Below are 18129 nucleotides of genomic sequence, written 5' to 3'. Positions count from 1 at the left end.
ATGTGCTGGTGAGCACCTTTCCTGCGACGCAATTCTAACGTTAACGAATACTTGACGTATCCCGGCAGCGCGCCAAGGTCGTTCCTCTCTCTCCCACGGAGGTCGGCCGGCGCCCTTCCGGGCGCCTCCCCACGAAGCTGTCCTTGCGGCTAAATTGTTGCTTCTGCAACGGTTTTTTGACGTTACCGTCATTTGACAGCGGATTAAATTGTCGTTAATTGCTGTATTGCGCACCGCAACAACGCCGTCCCGCTCCCCGAGATGTCGCCCCGGTGCCTCCCCCAACCGGAGCCACGTCCTGATGACCCGCAAGACCAGCCAACTCGCCGCCGCCGTCGCCCTGGTGCTCGGCGCGTCCGCCTTCTCCGCCGCCGCACAGACCGCCAATACGCTCGACACGGTGATCGTCACCGGCACCCGCGTGGCCGACCGTACGGTCGCCGAATCGCAGTCGCCGATCGACATCATCACCCCCGAGGCGCTGCAGTCCACCGGCACCTCCGAACTGGCCACCGCGCTCTCGCGCGCCCTGCCCTCGCTGAATTTCCCGCGGCCGGCGCTCACTGACGGCACCAGCGGCATCCGCCCGGCGCAGCTGCGTGGGCTGTCCCCGGACCAGGTGCTGGTGCTGGTGGACGGAAAGCGCCGCCACACCTCGGCGATGATCAATGTCAACGGCAGCATCGGCCGTGGCTCCTCGGCGGTGGACATCAACGCCATCCCGATCGGCGCCATTGAACGCGTGGAAGTGCTGCGCGACGGTGCTTCGGCCCAGTACGGTTCAGACGCCATCGCCGGTGTCGTCAACATCGTGCTCAAGGGCAGCGGCAGCGGTGGCAGCCTGTCCATCGACCACGGCCAGTACGCGGCCGGCGACGGCAACAAGAACCAGCTCTCCGGCGACGCCGGTTTCACCTTCGGCGACGGCCGCGGCCAGGTCCACCTGGCGGGCCAGTACAGCCAGCAGGACGAAAGCAACCGCGCCGGGCCCTACCTGGGCACGACGCCGAATACCGGCAACTTCCCCGACATCGGCGAAAAGACCTTCGTGGTCGGCGATCCGCAGGTCGATGCATCGGCGGTCTCTGCCAACGCCAGCTTCGCCTTCAGCGACAACGTCACCGGTTACGCCAACGCACTGCTCAGCAACCGCGACATTACCTCCTTCGCGTTCTACCGCTCGCCCAACCACAGCGGCCAGACCGCCTTGCTGGCCCAGGTCTATCCGGACGGCTACGTGCCGCAGATCAACCAGTACTCCAAGGACCGTTCGGTCGTGGCCGGCGTCAAGGGCAGCACCGAAAGTGGCTGGACCTGGGACCTGAGCGCCAACCACGGCGAGAACACGCTCGACTTCCACACCCGCAACAGCATCAATTACAGCCTCGGCGCCACCAGCCCGAGCGACTTCTACGACGGCACCCTGAAGTACACCCAGGACATCTTCAACGCCGACTTCACCAAGTCGCTGGACTGGGGCCTGGCCTATCCGGTCACCTTGTCCTTCGGTGGTGAATACCGCCGCGAGACCTGGGAGCAGCGTCCGGGTGAACCGGACTCCTACACCGGCAGCGGTGCGCAGGGCTTCGCCGGCTTCACCCCGATCAATGCCGTCGACGAGGACCGCCACAACTACGCGGTGTACGCCGGGCTGGAAGCGGACCTGACCGACAAGTTCTCCGCCGGTGTCACCGGTCGCTACGAGGACTATTCGGACTTCGGCGACAAGTTCTCCGGCAAGCTGTCGGCGCGCTACGCCTTCACTGACAAGGTCGCCCTGCGCGCCACTGCCTCCAGTGGCTTCCGTGCGCCTTCGCTGGCCCAGCAGAGCTACCAGGCGGTCACCAGCACGATCGTCAACGGCAGCTTCGTCGAGCGCGGCACCTTCCCGGCCGCCAGCGCCGCTGCACAGGCTCTCGGTTCGGCACCGCTGAAGGCGGAAACCTCCACCTCCTACAGCGTCGGCCTGGTGCTGCAGCCGATCGACCGCCTGTACCTGACCGTGGATGCGTACCAGATCGAGATCGACGACCGCATTGCGCTGTCGTCCAACATCACCACCACCGGCAACACCGCCGTGGCCGACCTGCTGACCGGCCTGGGCCTGCCGCAGGTCACCGCGTTCTCCTACTTCACCAACGGCCTGGACACCCGCACCCGCGGCGTCGATGCCGTGGCCAGCTACACCGTGCCGTTCAGCGCGAGCAGCCTGGAGCTGACCGCCGCCTACAGCTACAACGACACCGAAGTGCAGAAGTTCGATGCCTCGCCGGCGGCCTTCCAGGCCCTCGGCATCACCCAGGCGCTGATCGGGCGTGATGAGATCGGCCGCATCGAAGACAGCTTCCCGCGCGACAAGGCCATCGTCAGCGGCACGTGGCGGTCGGACCATTGGGAGCTGGGCCTGGCCGCCACCCGCTACGGCAGCTTCACCGTGCGCAACTCGGCCACCGCCACCCGCGACCAGACCTACGATGCGAAATGGGTGCTGGATGCTTCGGCCAGCTACAAGCCCAGCGAGAACTGGACCCTGACCCTGGGTGCGGACAACCTGCTGGACGAATACCCGGACCGCACCGTGGACCTGCAGAACTCCACCTGGGGCATGCTGCCGTACAGCAATTACTCGCCGTTCGGCTTCAACGGCGCCTACGTCTACGGCCGCATCCGCTACACCTGGTAAGGGCCGGCCGGGCCTGGCCCGGCGCGGTCGCATGGAACTGCAACAGACGCCGGGCAATGCCCGGCGTTTGCCGTATCGGGGCCCATCGGTGAAAATCGGGACATCCCCCGATTCACCTGCGAGACCTGATGCACCATGACACCGACCTGATCAACATCGTTGCCGTTGGCCTCGGGCTCGCCTTCATCTTCGGCGCGCTGGCCAACAAGCTGCGCTTGTCTCCGTTGGTCGGGTATCTGGTTGCTGGCATCTGCGTAGGTCCATTCACTCCCGGCTTCGTCGCCGACCAGGCGCTGGCCAACCAGCTGGCCGAACTGGGCGTCATGCTGCTGATGTTCGGCGTCGGCCTGCATTTTTCGCTGAAGGACCTGATGGCGGTGAAGGCCATCGCCATCCCCGGGGCGATCGGCCAGATCCTGGTCGCCACCCTGCTCGGCTGGGGCGTGGCCAGCCTGATGGGCTGGCCGGCCATCCACGGCATCGTGTTCGGTTTCTCGCTGGCCACCGCCAGTACCGTGGTGCTGCTGCGGGCGATGGAAGAACGCCGGCTGCTGGAAAGCCTGCGCGGCAAGATCGCGGTGGGCTGGCTGATCGTCGAAGACCTGGCCTGCGTGCTGGCCCTGGTGATGATGCCGGTGCTGGCCGGGGTGTTCGGACCCGATGCCGCCAAGCAGAACCACAGCATCGGCAGCGTGCTGGCCGACATCGGCTGGACCTTCGTGCAGCTCGGCCTGTTCGTGGCGGTGATGCTGGTGGTCGGCCGCCGGGTCATTCCCTGGATCCTGGAACGCATCGCCGGCACCGGCTCGCGCGAGCTGTTCACCCTGGCCGTGCTGGCGATCGCCCTCGGCGTGGCGTTCGGCTCGGCGATGCTGTTCGGCGTGTCCTTCGCGCTGGGCGCTTTCTTCGCCGGCATGCTGCTCAACGAATCCGAACTCAGCCACAAGGCGGCTACCGATTCACTGCCGCTGCGCGATGCGTTCGCCGTGTTGTTCTTCGTCTCGGTCGGCATGCTGTTCAACCCGATGATCATCGTCGAGCACCCGTGGCAGGTGCTGGCGACGGTGTTGATCATCATGTTCGGCAAATCCGCCGCCGCGTTCTTCATCGTGCGTGCGTTTGGCCACCCGACCAGTACCGCGCTGACCATCTCGGCCAGCCTGGCGCAGATCGGCGAGTTCGCCTTCATCATCGCCGGCCTGGGCGTTGCACTGCAGATCCTGCCGCCCACCGGTCAGTCCCTGGTGCTGGCCGGCGCGCTGGTATCAATCATGCTGAACCCCCTGGTGTTCGGCCTGCTGGATCGCTGGCAGGCGCGCCAGCTCGCGCTGCAGCCGGCCGAGCCGGAGCCGGAAGAGGCCGACGGCCCCTCGCGTGACCTGCACGACCATGCCATCGTCATCGGCTACGGCCGGGTCGGCAGCGAACTGTCCCAGGTTCTGCGCGACAAAGGTGTGCCGGTGCTGGTCATCGATGACAACAAGGAACACGTGGAAAGCGCGCATGCCGCCGGCATCGCGGCCATCCGCGGCAGTGCCGCCGCCGATCGGGTGCTGGCCGAAGCACACCCGGAGCGCGCCAAGATCGCCGTGCTGGCGATTCCGCAGCCGCTGGAAGCCGGCGAGGCGCTGGCCAAGCTGCGCGCGATCAATCCCGGCCTGACGCTGCTGGCGCGTGCGCACAGCGACGCCGAAGTGCGTCACCTGCTCGAACATGGTGCCGACGGCACGGTAATGGCCGAACGCGAGCTGGCGTACTCGCTGGCCGAGATGATCATGGCCACGCCGCCGTATCGCACGATGGGCCAGCAGCACAGCATTCCGGTGGTGTGAGGCCTGGCCGCCACCGGCGGCTGGGCCGGCGCGCCTGCATGTGGCTGCACAAGGTTGTCCCCGGCCGACCCGCATCGGCCGGGGACTGCGTTGCCACGCCCTTGGAGAGGCAGCTCCAGAGTAGCGCAGCGCCATGCCGATGGTGATGGCGCGCGGCGATGAGGACCAAGCTGGAAATCATCAGCACTGCGCTTGCAGGCCGCGAAGCGTGAAGCCTCCTGGCCGCTGGACAGGAGCCCTGTCAGAAACGTCGCATCTGCAGCATCGGGTCGCTTTCGCCCCTTCCTGAGTCGCCCGCTCCGCCGCCACGCTGCAGGCTGATTCCAGAGGAGCGCGCGCAGTGCGATGTGACCATGTCAGCCTTGCAAGACGAGTGAGCGGCAAGTTCCAGAATGACGGCGGGGCGCCGCCCTCACATGCCTCGCGCCAACACGCCGCATGGGGAGCACACCCAGCGCCCCTGCGCCTTCTCGGCAGGCCAGCCAATCTGTTCGTCGGCGCCTTGCTTGCAAGCACCCTGGCCGCGCCGCGCGCGTCGCGCCCGCCCGGTCTGTCGGTCACTGGATCCAGCGGTACCCGCGAACCGGGTGGGGGTCCGGCAGTGGCGCTGCTGCCGGCCGCCGGCGCACACTCGGACTATCGCCCACTGACGACTGCACACCGCACAGCGCCCTGCACCGCGCTGACCGGCATCGCCAACAGTGCGGCCGCCGCCTGCATCGCTTCTCCCCGCCTGTGCGGAACCGCATTGGGCGTCGGCGCCGCGACCGGGATCGCGGCGACGATGTACTGCGCGGCACGCGATGCGCTGGGTGGCCCGGTACCGGTGGGCCCGGACGAACCGGCATTCCCTGACGCTGCAGGCCAGGAGCGCGAGGCGCTGCGGGAAGCCGCGCAACAGATCAGCGTGGTGGATGCCGAAGGCGATGCCGAGCCACTGGAGACCGCGCTGCTGCGGATCCATCGCCACTGCGCCGGCAACCGGACGTGTCGCGCCGACGGCATCACTCCACTGTTGGAGCGCTTGCCCGCCAGCGACGTGGCGCGCCTGGTGCGCATCCTGGTACCTGCTGTCCCGGTGCGACCCGGCCCCGCGCAGGCAACCTGGCCTCCCATGGCCGAGGCGGCAGCGTTCGATGCCAGCGGCGAACTGCTCGCGCTGGTGGATGCACTGAGCAATCTGTATTCGCCGGAACAGGCCGCCTTCCAGTATTACCTCGAGCGCATCGTCGCCAGCACGGTGAGCGGCGGCGGCGGCCGCCAGGGCAGTCCGGCATCGATCCAGCAGCGCTGGATCGATGCCAACCTGCGCCGGCAGGAGACCATGGTTGAACTGCTCGAACGCGACGTCGGCCCGGTAGCCCGCCTTCCCTACACCCTGTCCGGGCTGGCCCATCTGGGCATCGCCGAAGGCACTGCCGCCTTCAATCTGCATGTCACCCTTCCCCCGGCCGGCGGACAGCCGCCCGTGCACCGCGTGCTGCTGGTCGCCCATGGCGACATGATCGGTCGCTCGTCAGGGTCCGAAGGCGCTCTGGACAATGGTTCCGGGCTGGCCACGCTCCTGCTCATGGGCACCAGGTTCCGGGACAACCCGGCCCCGGATGGCACCCAGATAGAGCTGCTGGTGACCTCCTACGAAGAGCTGGGCTTCATCGGCGCGCGTGCATACGTCAACCAATGCCTGGATCGACAGGATTGTCCTGCGTTCGTGATCAACATCGACATGACCGGGCGCGGCGGCCATGGCTACGCAATGTCAGGCACCGACGCATTGGCCGGCTCGCTGCACCTGGGCCAGCCGACGCTGTACCTGCAGGCACCGCCGGTCACCTCCATCGAGCAACACGCACGCCAGCAGCTGGAGCAGCGCCTCGCCGCGCATGGCTTCACACCGGCCCCGGCGCAGGACACACCATGGCTCACCTCGGACAACATCCCGTTCCAGAACGCCTCCATTCCCTGCGTAGGCATCAGCCAGATGAGCGCAGACGATGCGCGGCTATGGAAACAAGTGGAAGATGCGCGCAAGGAATGGAACCAGCGTGATGCGCAGGTGGACTGGACACTCTGGCAGGCGCAACGGAACGGCACGCTCGAGCTGTCGCCCGACAAGGCCCGCGCACTGAAGGAAACCTACCGGGCTGCAAGCGATGCGTACCATGCCTACCGGCAACTGCGCGATGCACACCCCAACGCGCTGCCGGTCATGATCCACAGCCAACGTGATCGCCTGCACCGGGTCGATCCGGTGATGGGGGCGGCCTTGGCCGACGCACTCGAGGATGGAATCCGCAACCTGCAATGGGATCCGGACATCCCCCATTCCGCGCCCGTTTCCGTGCCCTTGGCCAGCTGAGAGAGAGAGCGTATGCCGATCAACGCCACCCAAGCCCGCCAGCAGCAGGGCGCCCACCACCGGAAGCATCACGGCCTGGCTGCGCCATCGCATCCGGCAGCCTGCCAGCGACGCTTCGGCAGGCCGGCCGCCAGGCTGAATGTCGAAGGGATCCGCAACCAGCTCGCGTTCGCCCTGATGATGGGTAGCGCCCTGCCTGCGAGCGGGCGGCTTCCGCTCGGGCCATGCTCACTGCCCCCAGCACCGGCGCCCGGCTCAGCTGCCGGTGGGGGGTGGCTCCCGGGAACGCAGGCGCTGCAGGCCGGGTTCCCGATGGAGACTCCCGCAGCCGCGACCGCCATGTCTCCGGCACAGGCGCCGCTGCTTGCAATGGCGCCCTCGGGCATCGCCAATGCGGTCTCCGACGCCGCGTTGGCCGGGTGCCTGCGCAGCCCCCGCCAATGCGGCACCGCGTTGTGGACGGCCGCCGGTGTCACCGCGTTCTGGGCAGGTGCTGCGGCGGCGGGCTACCTTCTGCATCGTCCTGCCGTGCCCGCTGCAGCTCCCGGACCACTGCCCACCGACCTGGCGGCGACTTCGCACTACACGCTGGATCCAGCCCGCCTGCTTCGGCCCGTCCGCTTCAACGCCAGCGAACTGGACATGACGCTGTCGCCGTGCGACTCGCTCGGTGCACACGTCAACTGGCGATGGGAACAATCCAGCGCGCTGCAACCCAGCCGCACGCGGTTCGGGACGCTGGACCATCTACGCAGCATCGCGCTGCTGCAGTGCCAGCAACTGGCCGAGCAGATGGCGGCGCAGCCCGCTCCGGATCCGCCGGCGAAGGTGATAGGAGATCTGTGGGCGACGGGCATGGACGAGGCAGGCATCGAAGTCGCCGGGCGGCGCCCGCTGCAGCCGCTGCTGGACAGGATCGAGGCCATCGGCGACCTGCCAAGCCTGGTCGCCCATCTGTTCGATTCAAGCGCGCGCGGTAGCAACCCCCTGTTCGAATTCAGCGTATTGCCGGACCAGCTCGATCCCTCGGTGAACACCGCCTACCTGGCGCAGTCGGGCCTTGGCCTGCCCGACAGCACCTGGTACGACGACCCGGAAAAACAGCACATCCTCGACGCCTACCGCGCCCATGTCTCCGCCACCCTCGTGCTGTCCGGCATGCCGCCCGAAGCAGCAGGACGTTCATCCCACGACATCGTCTCGCTTGAACGTGCACTGGCCGCCGCCTCCCTCCCCTTTGCCGTGTACGCGGCCGATCCCGGCGCGTATCACAATCCGGTAAGCCCCGCAGAGGCACACACGCTGACGCCTGCCATCGATTGGCAGCAGTTTTTCCGGGCCCAGGGCGTCCAACCGCCCGCTACGTTCTCGCTGGGCATGCCGGACTTTTTCCAACGCGTGGACGCATTGCTGGAAGGCGTTCCGCGCGCTGCCTGGAAGGCCTACCTGCGCTTCCATGCCACCGACAGCGCCGCTCCCTGCCTGTCCAGTGCCTTCGTCGACCAGCACGACGCCTTTCACGGGGGTGTCCTGAAGGGCCGCCGATCGCGGGTACCGCGTTTTGCCCGCGTGATGGGCATCCTCCAGCAGCACGCCGGCGATGCGCTCGGTCCTGCCTACGCCGAGGTCGCCTTCCCGCCGAGCACGCGCCGCGCTGCCGAAGAAATAACCGCGCAGATGACTGCCGCGCTCAGGCGCCGGTTGCAGCAGTGTGAGTGGATGGACGACAGCAGCCGCGCACGGGCATTGGACAAGGCCGCCACGCTGCAGATCGACCTCGGCCATCCGCGGACATGGCCCACCTGGGACCATGTCGGCACCAGCCGTTCAAGCTTCCTGGCCAATGTCCAGGCAGTACGGGCGCATGCGCAGCGCCGCAATGTCGCCCAGCTCGGCGAGCCCGTGGATGCCACCCACTGGAAGCTGACCCCGCAGACCGTCGACGCCTACCAGGACGTCTCGCTCAACCGGATCGTGATACCTGCCGCGTTGCTGCAGCCGCCCCTGTTTGATCCCGCCGCCGATGCCCCGCTCAACTATGGGGCGATCGGCGCCATCATCGGGCACGAGATGGGCCACGCATTCGATTCGGTCGGCACCCATTTCGATGCCGAAGGCCAGGAGAACGATTGGCTCTCGGCACAGAGCCGGCAGCAGCTGGGCACTCTCGCAGCCAGGGTGAAGGCGCAGTACGCAGCCTACGTGCGTGACGGACGGGCGCTCGACGGGGAGTTGACGCTCGACGAGAACCTGGCGGACGTGGGCGGCTTGAGCCTTGCGATGGATGCGATGCTGCATGCCACGGCAGGTACTCCTGATGCGATGATCGACGGCCTGACGCGCCAGCAGCGCCTGCTCGTCAGTTACGCGCTGATGTGCCGCACGATCACCACGAAGGAGCGCGCCGAAGCCGAGCGCGCGACCGACAGCCATGCCCCCGGCCAGGTGCGCGCGGACATGGCACCGTCCAATCTTCGCGATTTCGCCCGCGTGTTCAACTGCAGTGATGGGGCACCGATGGCGCGCCCGCCGGGCGAACAGGTACGTTTCCTGTAGGTGATGGCGCCGGTGACCTGCCCGGCGCCCCCTGCACTGCTCACTGCCTGCTGAAGACCAGCTGGCCGCTGCCCGCATCCACGCCGATGGTGTCGCCGCTGCTGAACTCACCGGACAGGATTTTCTGCGCCAGCGGGTTCTCCAGTTGCGCCTGGATCGCGCGCTTGAGCGGACGTGCGCCGTAGATCGGGTCGAAGCCCACGGTGCCCAACTGTTCAAACGCCGCATCGCTTACCTGCAGCCTGAGACCGCGTTCGGCCAGCCGCGATTCCAGGCCACGCATCTGGATGCGCGCGATCTGTTTGATCTGCTGCTTGTCCAGCGGGTGGAACACCACGATGTCGTCAAGGCGGTTGATGAACTCCGGACGGAAGTGCGCCTGCACCACGCCCATCACCGCGGCCTTCATCTGCGTGTAGGCCTCCGGCGAGTCATCCCCGCTCATGTCCTGGATCTGGTGCGAACCCAGGTTGGAGGTCATCACGATCACCGTATTGCGGAAGTCGACCGTACGTCCCTGCCCGTCCGTCAGGCGACCATCATCGAGCACCTGCAGCAGGATGTTGAACACATCCGGGTGCGCCTTCTCGACCTCGTCGAGCAGGATGATCGAGTACGGGCGACGACGCACCGCTTCGGTCAGGTAGCCGCCTTCTTCATAGCCGACATAGCCCGGGGGCGCACCGACCAGCCGCGCCACGCTGTGCTTCTCCATGAACTCGCTCATGTCGATGCGGATCATCGCATCGGTGCTGTCGAACAGGAACTCGGCCAGCGCCTTGCACAGCTCGGTCTTGCCTACCCCGGTCGGTCCCAGGAACAGGAACGAGCCACTGGGACGATCCGGATCGGACAGCCCGGCGCGCGAGCGACGCACCGCATCGGACACCACCTTGATCGCTTCTTCCTGGCCCACCACGCGCCGGTGCAGCTCATCCTCCATGCGCAGCAGCTTCTCGCGTTCGCCTTCAAGCATCCGGTTCACCGGAATACCGGTCCAGCGCGACACCACTTCGGCGATCTCCTCGGCGGTTACCCGGTCCTGCACCAGCTTGAACTCGGTGTTCTCCGCTTCCTGCGCGACCGCCAGCTGTTTCTCCAGCTGCGGCAACTGGCCATACTGGATCTCGCTCATGCGGCCGAAATCCTGCCGGCGCTGGGCCGACTCCAGCTCCAGCTTCGCCTGCTCGATCTGTTCCTTGATCTTCGTTGCGCCCTGCAATGCGGCCTTCTCGGATTTCCAGATTTCGTTGAGATCGGAGAACTCGCGTTCCAGCGCATCGATATCGTTCTCCAGGTCCGCCAGACGCTGTCGCGATGCCTCATCCTTCTCTTTCTTCAGCATCTCGCGCTGGATCTTCAGCTGGATCAGACGGCGCTCCAGCCTGTCCAGTTCTTCCGGCTTGGAATCGATCTCCATGCGGATGCGCGAGGCGGCTTCGTCCATCAGGTCGATGGCCTTGTCCGGCAACTGGCGGTCACTGATGTAGCGATGCGACAAGGTGGCGGCCGCCACGATCGCCGGATCGGTGATCTCCACGCCATGGTGCACGGCATACTTTTCCTTCAGCCCGCGCAGGATGGCGATGGTGTCCTCCACCGTGGGCTCGCCGACCAGCACCTTCTGGAAACGACGCTCCAGCGCGGCGTCCTTTTCGATGTACTTGCGGTACTCGTCCAGCGTGGTGGCACCCACACAATGCAGCTCGCCACGTGCAAGCGCCGGCTTGAGCATGTTGCCTGCATCCATCGCGCCGTCGGCCTTGCCGGCACCGACCATGGTGTGCAGCTCGTCGATGAACAGGATGACCTGTCCTTCGTTCTTGGCCAGGTCGTTGAGCACGCCCTTCAGCCGTTCTTCGAACTCGCCGCGGAACTTCGCGCCGGCGATCAGCGCGCCCATGTCCAGCGACAGCACGCGCTTGCCACGCAGGCCTTCGGGCACTTCGTCGTTGATGATGCGCTGGGCCAGGCCTTCGACGATCGCGGTCTTGCCCACGCCGGGCTCGCCGATCAGCACCGGGTTGTTCTTGGTGCGTCGTTGCAGCACCTGGATGGTCCGGCGGATCTCCTCGTCGCGGCCGATCACCGGATCCAGCTTGCCGCTCTCGGCGCGCGCGGTCAGGTCGATGGTGTACTTTTCCAGCGCCTGGCGCTGTTCCTCGGCGCTTTCAGACTGCACTTTCTCGCCGCCGCGCAGCTTGTCGATGGCGACCTGCAGCCGTGCCTTGTCCGCACCGGCCGCACGCAGCGCCATGCCCAGGCTGCCGCCGTCTTCCAGCGCTGCAAGCACGAACCACTCGCTGGCGATGAAGGCATCGCCCTGCTGCTGGGCCAGCTTGTCGGTGTGGTTGAGCAGGCGGTTAAGGTCATTGCCGATGGACAGGTTGCCGGCCTGCCCGGAGACCTTCGGCAATGCCGCCAACGCTTCGTCCAGCCGCTCGCGCAGCACGGTCACGTTGACACCTGCCTGCGAAAGCAGCGGCCGGGTACTGCCGCCGGGCTGGTCGAACAGGGCACTGAACACGTGCACCGGTTCGACGATGGAATTGTCGCGGCCCACGGCCAGCGACTGCGCGTCGGCCAGCGCCTGCTGGAAACGCGAGGTGAGCTTGTCCATCCGCATGTCGAATCCTCGATCAGAGAAGCCGGCCACGCCGGCACTACCCATCAGATGCGGCTGCCGCCGCGCGTTTCAAGGGTCCCTGAGATCATCGTCCCCGATAAGGAAACATCGCGTGTAGGGCATGCTCACCGGGCCCTGCCATTGCGCGCGGGATACTGCCCGGGCCTTCACCTTACGGGACCGACATGCATTACGAGCTCTATTACTGGACCGGCATCCAGGGACGCGGCGAGTTCGTGCGCCTGGCCCTGGAAGACGCCGGTGCCGACTACACCGACATGGCGCGGGTCCACGGCGATGCCGTCATGGATCCGTTCCTGGCCGGTACCTCCGAGGGCGGTCGCCCGTTCGCCCCGCCCTTTCTGAAGGCCGGCCGCCAGGTGGTGGCCCAGGTGGCGGCCATTCTCGATTTCCTCGGCCCGACCCTGGACCTGGTGCCGCATGCGGCCTCACGCCGGGTGCAGGCCATCCAGCTGCAGCTGACCATCGCCGACCTGGTGGCCGAAGTGCACGACACCCACCACCCGATCGCCGCCTCGCAGTACTACGAAGACCAGAAAAGCGAAGCCATCGCACGGGCCGCCTCGATGCGTGGCGAACGCCTGCCGAAGTTCCTTGGTTACTTCGAAGACATGGTCAAGGACAACGGTGGCCGCCACCCGCTGCGCGAGCACTCCTACGTCGATCTTTCCCTGTTCCAGCTGCTGGCCGGGCTGGACTACATGTTCCCGCAGCGGATGCGGGCGCTGTGGCCCAGGCTGCCGCTGCTGGCGGCGTTGAAGGAACGGGTGGAAAAACGCCCGGGCGTGGCCGCTTATCTGGCATCCGATCGCCGGCTGGCGTTCAACGCCAACGGCATCTTCCGCCATTACCCGGAGCTGGACGGCCCGGAATGACCCCGCCGTGGTGGGTGACGACCGTTGGTCGTCACGCCCCCGCTGCTGCGCTCGCCGAGCATGGCTCGGCGCTACCGCTACCCTCGCACGGCCACCGGCTGCTTCTGCAATGACAGCAGCCCCAGCAGCACCGCAAGCGCCACATAGGCACCAGCGAACTGCCAGCTGATGATCCGCGCCAGGCCCTGCAGGTCCCAGGGCAGGTAGATGCCACCGCGCGGGTCCACCGAATGGATCAGCCCGAACACGGTCAGTCCGGCAGCCACCAGCAGGAAGCCACAGGCGCGGCGCAGGCGCCCGTCCACCATCGCCGCCACCGTGGCAATCCACAGCATCGAGGTGATGATGAAGCCATTGCCCAGCGCGAAGATCACCGCCAGTTCCGGCAACCCATGGCCGTCCACCTTGGTCAGCATGGCGGCCATCTGTTCCGGCGCGATCCAGCCCGGCGCCTTGATCGCCAGCAGGTAGGCGGCCGAGGGCAGGAAGCCCAGCACCATCGCGCCGGCATGCTGCTTCGGCGTGGCCTGGAAAGCCTGGGTGGTGATGTCGATGCCCACGTACACGATGATCGGCGCCAGCACCGCAAGCGGCAGCCACTGCACCAGCCCGGAGACGATGCCGAGCATGCCGCCGATGCCGATGAACAGACCTGTCAGCAGCGTGTAGCCGCTGCGTGCGCCCATGTGCTTGTACGCCGGCTGCCCGATGTACGGCGTGGTCTGCGCCACGCCGCCGCAGACACCGGCCACCAGCGTGGCGATGGCCTCCACCAGCAGGATGTCGCGGGTGCGGTAGTCATCGCCGGCCGCGCGTGCGCTTTCGGAAACGTTGATGCCACCGACCACCATCAGCAGGCCGAACGGAAGCAGCAGCGGCAGGTAGGTCATCGCCGTCGGCATGCCGGCAAGGAAGCCCAGCGAAGGCAGCGGCAGCACGATCTGCGGGGCGTTCCACACTGGTACCTGGAAGCCCGGCGCGCCCAGCCCGGCCAGGCCCAGCCCGTAATACAGCACGGTGCCGAACACGAAGGCCAGCAGTACTGCCGGACCCCGCACCGGCAGCTTGCCCTTGGCGATCAGCACGTACAGCAGCAGCCCCAGGGTCACGAAGCCGACCAGCGGCGAGCGCAGTGTTTCCAGCAGCGGCAGCAGGCCCATCAGCACCAGCGCGATGCCCGCGATGGAACCCAGCAGCGCCGCCCGCGGCAGTGCGCGGGTCACCGCTTCACCGAAGAAGGACAGCACCAGCTTGAGCAGGCCCATGATCACCAGCGCGGCCATGCCGAGCTGCCAGGTGGCGATCGCCGCCGCGTCCGGATCCAGTCCCTGTGCCTTGAAGGCCACGAACGCCGGGCCGAGCACCAGCAGCGCCATGCCGATGCTGGTCGGCGCATCCAGGCCCAGCGGCATCGCAGTGACGTCGTCGCGGCCGGTACGGGCGGCCAGCCGCCGTGCCATCACCGTGTACAGCAGGTTGCCGACCAGCACGCCGAAGGCGGTGCCGGGGAACATGCGGGTGAACACCACCTCGGCCGGGAACTGGAACATTCCCACCAGCGCCATGGCGATGAAGCCGAGGATGGAGAGGTTGTCGACCACCAGGCCGAAGAAACCATTGAGATCGCCGGCGACGAACCAGCGCCGCGGAGCGGCAGGAGCAGGAACGGACATGTGGGGGCAGGAAGGGGTGTGGGGACCGCCGATGGTAGGCCCCGCAGCACGTGGATGCCAATGAGGGTCGGCAGGGGTCGGATTCCTTTTCCTGCTGACCCCTCCTGCGGCCCCTTCTGCAGTGGATATTCAGCGCTTCAGGAAGTTGTCCGCCAGCAGCTCCTTGACCTCGCCGATGCGCCCGGCCAGCACCGCCTTGGCCATGTAACGCGCGGTCCCTATCACCTGCCCCGCCTCCACCTGCGGTGGCATCACCAGCTCGGTCGGGGCGGTATGCACGTCCAGCAGGGCCGGCCCCGGCTGGGCCAGCAGGTCCTGCACGGCCAACGCCAGGTCCTGGCTGCGGGTCACGGTGCGGCCATGGAAGCCGATCACTTCGGCCAGCTTGCCGAAGTCGGGATTCTTCAGCTCGGTGTAGTAATCCAGCAGACCTTCGACCTTCTGTTCCAGCTCCACGAAGTTCAGCGAACCGTTGTTGAACACCACGATCTTGATCGGCAGGTTCTCCTGCACGGCGGTCAGCAGGTCGCCCATCAGCATGCTCAGCCCGCCATCACCGCACAGCGCGACCACCTGGCGGCCGGGGAAGGCCTTCTGCAGGCCCAGCGCCTGCGGCATCGCGTTGGCCATCGTGCCGTGCAGCAGGCTGGTCAACGTACGGCGGCGGCCGTTGACGCGGATATGCCGCAGCACCCACACCATCGGCGAACCACAGTCGGCGGTGAACAGCGCATCGTCTGCGGCGTGCTGGTCCAGCAGGGCGGTGAGGTACTGCGGGTGGATCAGCTCGCCCTCGCCGGGCGCTTCTTCTTCGGCGCGCCTGGCCAGGGCCTTTTCACGGTGCCCGATGCACTCGCCCAGGAAGCCGGCGTCCTCGCGCGGCGGCAGCATGGGCAGCAGCGCCTCCAGCGTCGGGCCGATGTCACCGACCACGCCGAGGGTCACCGGGTGGCGCCTGCCCAGGTGGCTGCCATCGTGGTCGACCTGGATGATGGTGGCCTTGTCCGGGTAGTACTGGCCCCAGGCGAAGTCGGCGCCGAGCAGCAGCAGGGTGTCGCACTCCATCACCGCATGGAAGCCGGATTCGATGCCGAAGATACCGGTCATGCCCATGTTGAAGGGGTTGTCCGGCTCGACGAAATCCTTCGCCCGCGAGGTGTGTGCGATGGGCGCCTGCAACCTGCGCGCCAGTTCCAGCAGCGGCGCGTGGGCGCCCTGGCAGCCCGCGCCGGCATAGATGCCGATCCGCTTGCCCTGGCCCAGCAGTTCGGCGATGCGCAGCAGTTCGTCATCGCCCGGTCGCAGCACCGGACGGGTGTAATGCACGGCGAACGGAGGATCGTGCTTGACCACCTGTTCGCTGATGTCCGACGGCAGGATCACCACCGCTACGCCCCGCCGGCTGATCGCCGCCTGGCAGGCCAGCGTCACCACGCGGCGCGCCTGTTCGGCGCTGTACACCTGTTCGCAGAACACGCTGCACGTGGAATAGACCGACTTGAAATCCACTTCCTGCGGAAACTCCATGCCCAGCTCACTGGTGACCACCTGGCTGGCGATCAGCACCATCGGTGCCTTGTTGCGGTTGTTCTCGAACACGCCATTGATGAAATGCAGGCTGCCTGGTCCGCAGGAGCCGGCGCAGGCCGTCAGCTGTCCGCTTATCAGCGAATCAGCGCCGGCGGCGAACGCGGCCACTTCTTCATGGCGCACGTGCACCCAGTCGATATCACTGCCGTGGATGGCCGTGGTCACATGATTGAGGGTGTCACCGACAATGCCGTAACAGCGCCGCACGCCGGCCTGCTGCAGAGTCTCGACGACGATATCGGCAACGCGCTTGCTCATGGCCTGGACTTCCTGGAACGGGGGAAGCCTGAGCCTAGACCGCGTCAGGTGACACCGCCGTGGGGATCACCCCTGTTCCGGCAAACCGAGCTGTATCCAGCCCGTGACCGGCCCACGCGTGGGATTGCGGTAGCGCACCTGCAGCCAGCCATCGCGCTCGTCCAGCAGCTCCACCCGGTCCCCTGCCACCAGGTAGCGAGGCGTGCTGGCATCACCAACGGCGCTGTACAGCGCAAGGCGCGTCGGCACCACCCGCGCGTTCCTGCCACGCAATGGCACGCCGCTGACCGGCGGTGACAAGCCATCACCGATGGCGCGCTCCAACGCGCGACCTGCCGCATCGAAGGTGGTCCACACCGCCAGCGGGCCGGCGTCATCTCCGCCCTCATCCAGCGCCAGCACCGCGGCAAGCGCCTGCGGGTCGAGCATCAGCAGCTGCTCGGCGCGGTAGAGATAGAGTTTCTCGCCCTGGTACCGGTAGAAATCGGTGTACCACATCGGCCCACCGCGGCAGGTGCTGACCAGGGTGCGGGTGGGCGCATCCACGCTCAGCGACCACAATCCATCGCAGTTGGCCGGGGTGCCGGTGGGCGGCGCCAGCGGCTGCAGCCGCGCCGTTCGGGCATCGTAGCGATACACCGCCACCGCTTCGTTGACCTGGCCGACGCTGGCGCGCACCACCAGGTCCTGCACGCCGTCGAAGTCGACGTCCTCATGGTCCAGCCGCGAGCGGCCTTCTTCATCGGCCACCCCATCCAGCAGCTGCAATGCGGCGTCCTTGCCGATGCGTACTTCCACGCGACCGCCGTCCAGCATGCGCGCCCGCACCGGCACGCCGGGTGCAGCGTCGAACGCCACGCCGTCACTTTCCGCCCCCAGGGCCTGCTTCGCCATGCCGGCGCTGCACAGCGCCATCATCAGCAGCGTTGCGCGCATCCGGTTCAGAACGACACTTCCACCGGCTGGCGCGACCACAGCACCGACTGGTGCTGGGTGGCGGTCTTCCAGGCCAGGCGGATGGCTTCGATGTCGGCCCGGCGCTGCGGGCTGTCTTCGTGCAACACGACCAGCACCTTGGTGCGCAGGCGGTTGGGTTCGGGATCACCGCGGAACAGCCACTGGCCGTAGGCATCGAACACCGTCAGCCCATCCGGGAAGCGCGGGGTCACTTCCTTGTCCAGGAAGGCACGCCACTGCGCGTCGCTGATGGTAGTGGCCTGTTCGCGCTCACCGGCTCCGCGCTCTTCGCCCACGCCGAAGTACAGCTCACTGCGCACCCAGCCCGCAGCCTGCGCCGGCCGTGCCGCATCGCCCTGCATCGTGGCCGTCGTCGCTGACGTGCCCGGCCCGCTGGCGGGGAGGCTGGCGCAACCGCTGGTGGCCAGCAACACGGCAATAACAAGGGACAAACGCTTCATATCGATCACTCTCCAAGGGCAGGTGTGCCCATCGCGCCGTGCACGACAGGCAAAACAGCGCAGCAGCGTACACGGCCCAGCCAGTTGCATCTGCAACCACCGTCATGCCGCGCGGTCACCTGCTGATGCCTAAGAAAACGGGACTTGCGTCCCACAACCCATCACGCCAAGATAATATATCGCTATATCCGGATGGATGTAATTGAAACCATCCCCTCCCCTTCCCCACGTTGTCGCT

Annotated in this window: 10 protein-coding genes; 5 read left to right on the top strand and 5 right to left on the bottom strand. The window is 66.9% G+C overall.

The genetic code is table 11. From position 1 onward, the window contains the following. Positions 1-301: 301 nt before the first annotated feature. The 4 genes from CXG43_RS04335 (at position 302) to CXG43_RS04320 (ending at position 9430) form a co-directional block, all read left to right on the top strand. The gene (locus tag CXG43_RS04335; protein ID WP_101098822.1) at positions 302-2683 is read left to right on the top strand and encodes a TonB-dependent receptor; all 2382 of its coding nucleotides are present in this window, start codon (positions 302-304) and stop codon (positions 2681-2683) included. Between the two features lie 128 nt (positions 2684-2811). Then, positions 2812-4515 carry a YbaL family putative K(+) efflux transporter gene (gene ybaL, locus CXG43_RS04330; protein WP_101098821.1) on the top strand — a complete coding sequence of 568 codons (1704 nt, stop codon included), beginning with the start codon at positions 2812-2814 and terminating at the stop codon, positions 4513-4515. A 502-nt stretch (positions 4516-5017) separates the two neighbouring features. Further along, positions 5018-6874: a M28 family peptidase gene (locus CXG43_RS04325; protein ID WP_157825006.1), complete on the top strand. Its 1857-nt coding sequence runs from the start codon at positions 5018-5020 to the stop codon at positions 6872-6874. A gap of 312 nt (positions 6875-7186) precedes the next feature. Next, the gene (locus CXG43_RS04320; protein WP_198551416.1) at positions 7187-9430 is read left to right on the top strand and encodes a M13 family metallopeptidase; all 2244 of its coding nucleotides are present in this window, start codon (positions 7187-7189) and stop codon (positions 9428-9430) included. Positions 9431-9470: 40 nt separating this feature from the next. Here the strand turns inward: CXG43_RS04320 and clpB are convergent, their stop codons facing one another. Continuing rightward, positions 9471-12056 (bottom strand): ATP-dependent chaperone ClpB, encoded by a 2586-nt coding sequence (gene clpB / locus CXG43_RS04315; protein ID WP_101098818.1) that lies wholly within the window; start codon positions 12054-12056, stop codon positions 9471-9473. 185 nt (positions 12057-12241) lie between these two features. Here clpB and CXG43_RS04310 point away from each other — a divergent pair, with 185 nt between their 5' ends. Next, positions 12242-12952: a glutathione S-transferase gene (locus CXG43_RS04310; RefSeq protein WP_101098817.1), complete on the top strand. Its 711-nt coding sequence runs from the start codon at positions 12242-12244 to the stop codon at positions 12950-12952. Between the two features lie 77 nt (positions 12953-13029). Here the strand turns inward: CXG43_RS04310 and CXG43_RS04305 are convergent, their stop codons facing one another. The 4 genes from CXG43_RS04305 to CXG43_RS04290 form a co-directional block, all read right to left on the bottom strand. After that, the gene (locus tag CXG43_RS04305; RefSeq protein ID WP_101098816.1) at positions 13030-14625 is read right to left on the bottom strand and encodes a hypothetical protein; all 1596 of its coding nucleotides are present in this window, start codon (positions 14623-14625) and stop codon (positions 13030-13032) included. A 129-nt stretch (positions 14626-14754) separates the two neighbouring features. Continuing rightward, positions 14755-16473: a thiamine pyrophosphate-dependent enzyme gene (locus CXG43_RS04300; protein WP_101098815.1), complete on the bottom strand. Its 1719-nt coding sequence runs from the start codon at positions 16471-16473 to the stop codon at positions 14755-14757. 66 nt (positions 16474-16539) lie between these two features. After that, complete coding sequence (locus CXG43_RS04295) at positions 16540-17409, bottom strand: hypothetical protein (RefSeq protein ID WP_101098814.1); 870 nt, start codon at positions 17407-17409, stop codon at positions 16540-16542. A 5-nt stretch (positions 17410-17414) separates the two neighbouring features. Then, positions 17415-17891, bottom strand: coding sequence for a DUF3574 domain-containing protein (locus CXG43_RS04290; RefSeq protein WP_182656882.1), 477 nt, complete (start codon positions 17889-17891; stop codon positions 17415-17417). Between the last annotated feature and the right edge of the window lie 238 nt (positions 17892-18129).

The organism is Stenotrophomonas sp. Bg11-02, assembly GCF_002836635.1.
Classification (GTDB): domain Bacteria; phylum Pseudomonadota; class Gammaproteobacteria; order Xanthomonadales; family Xanthomonadaceae; genus Stenotrophomonas; species Stenotrophomonas lacuserhaii.
The sequence above is the reverse complement of the archived record's forward strand: the minus strand, read 5'-3'. Positions and strand labels throughout refer to the sequence as shown.

What these genes read in the sequence shown, in the direction of transcription:
- CXG43_RS04335 (WP_101098822.1), top strand. Translation starts at nt 302, where the DNA reads ATGACCCGCAAGACCAGCCAACTCGCCGCCGCCGTCGCCCTGGTGCTC.
- ybaL (WP_101098821.1), top strand. Translation starts at nt 2,812, where the DNA reads ATGCACCATGACACCGACCTGATCAACATCGTTGCCGTTGGCCTCGGG.
- CXG43_RS04320 (WP_198551416.1), top strand. Translation starts at nt 7,187, where the DNA reads ATGGAGACTCCCGCAGCCGCGACCGCCATGTCTCCGGCACAGGCGCCG.
- clpB (WP_101098818.1), bottom strand. Translation starts at nt 12,056, where the DNA reads ATGCGGATGGACAAGCTCACCTCGCGTTTCCAGCAGGCGCTGGCCGAC.
- CXG43_RS04310 (WP_101098817.1), top strand. Translation starts at nt 12,242, where the DNA reads ATGCATTACGAGCTCTATTACTGGACCGGCATCCAGGGACGCGGCGAG.
- CXG43_RS04305 (WP_101098816.1), bottom strand. Translation starts at nt 14,625, where the DNA reads ATGTCCGTTCCTGCTCCTGCCGCTCCGCGGCGCTGGTTCGTCGCCGGC.
- CXG43_RS04300 (WP_101098815.1), bottom strand. Translation starts at nt 16,473, where the DNA reads ATGAGCAAGCGCGTTGCCGATATCGTCGTCGAGACTCTGCAGCAGGCC.
- CXG43_RS04295 (WP_101098814.1), bottom strand. Translation starts at nt 17,409, where the DNA reads ATGCGCGCAACGCTGCTGATGATGGCGCTGTGCAGCGCCGGCATGGCG.
- CXG43_RS04290 (WP_182656882.1), bottom strand. Translation starts at nt 17,891, where the DNA reads ATGAAGCGTTTGTCCCTTGTTATTGCCGTGTTGCTGGCCACCAGCGGT.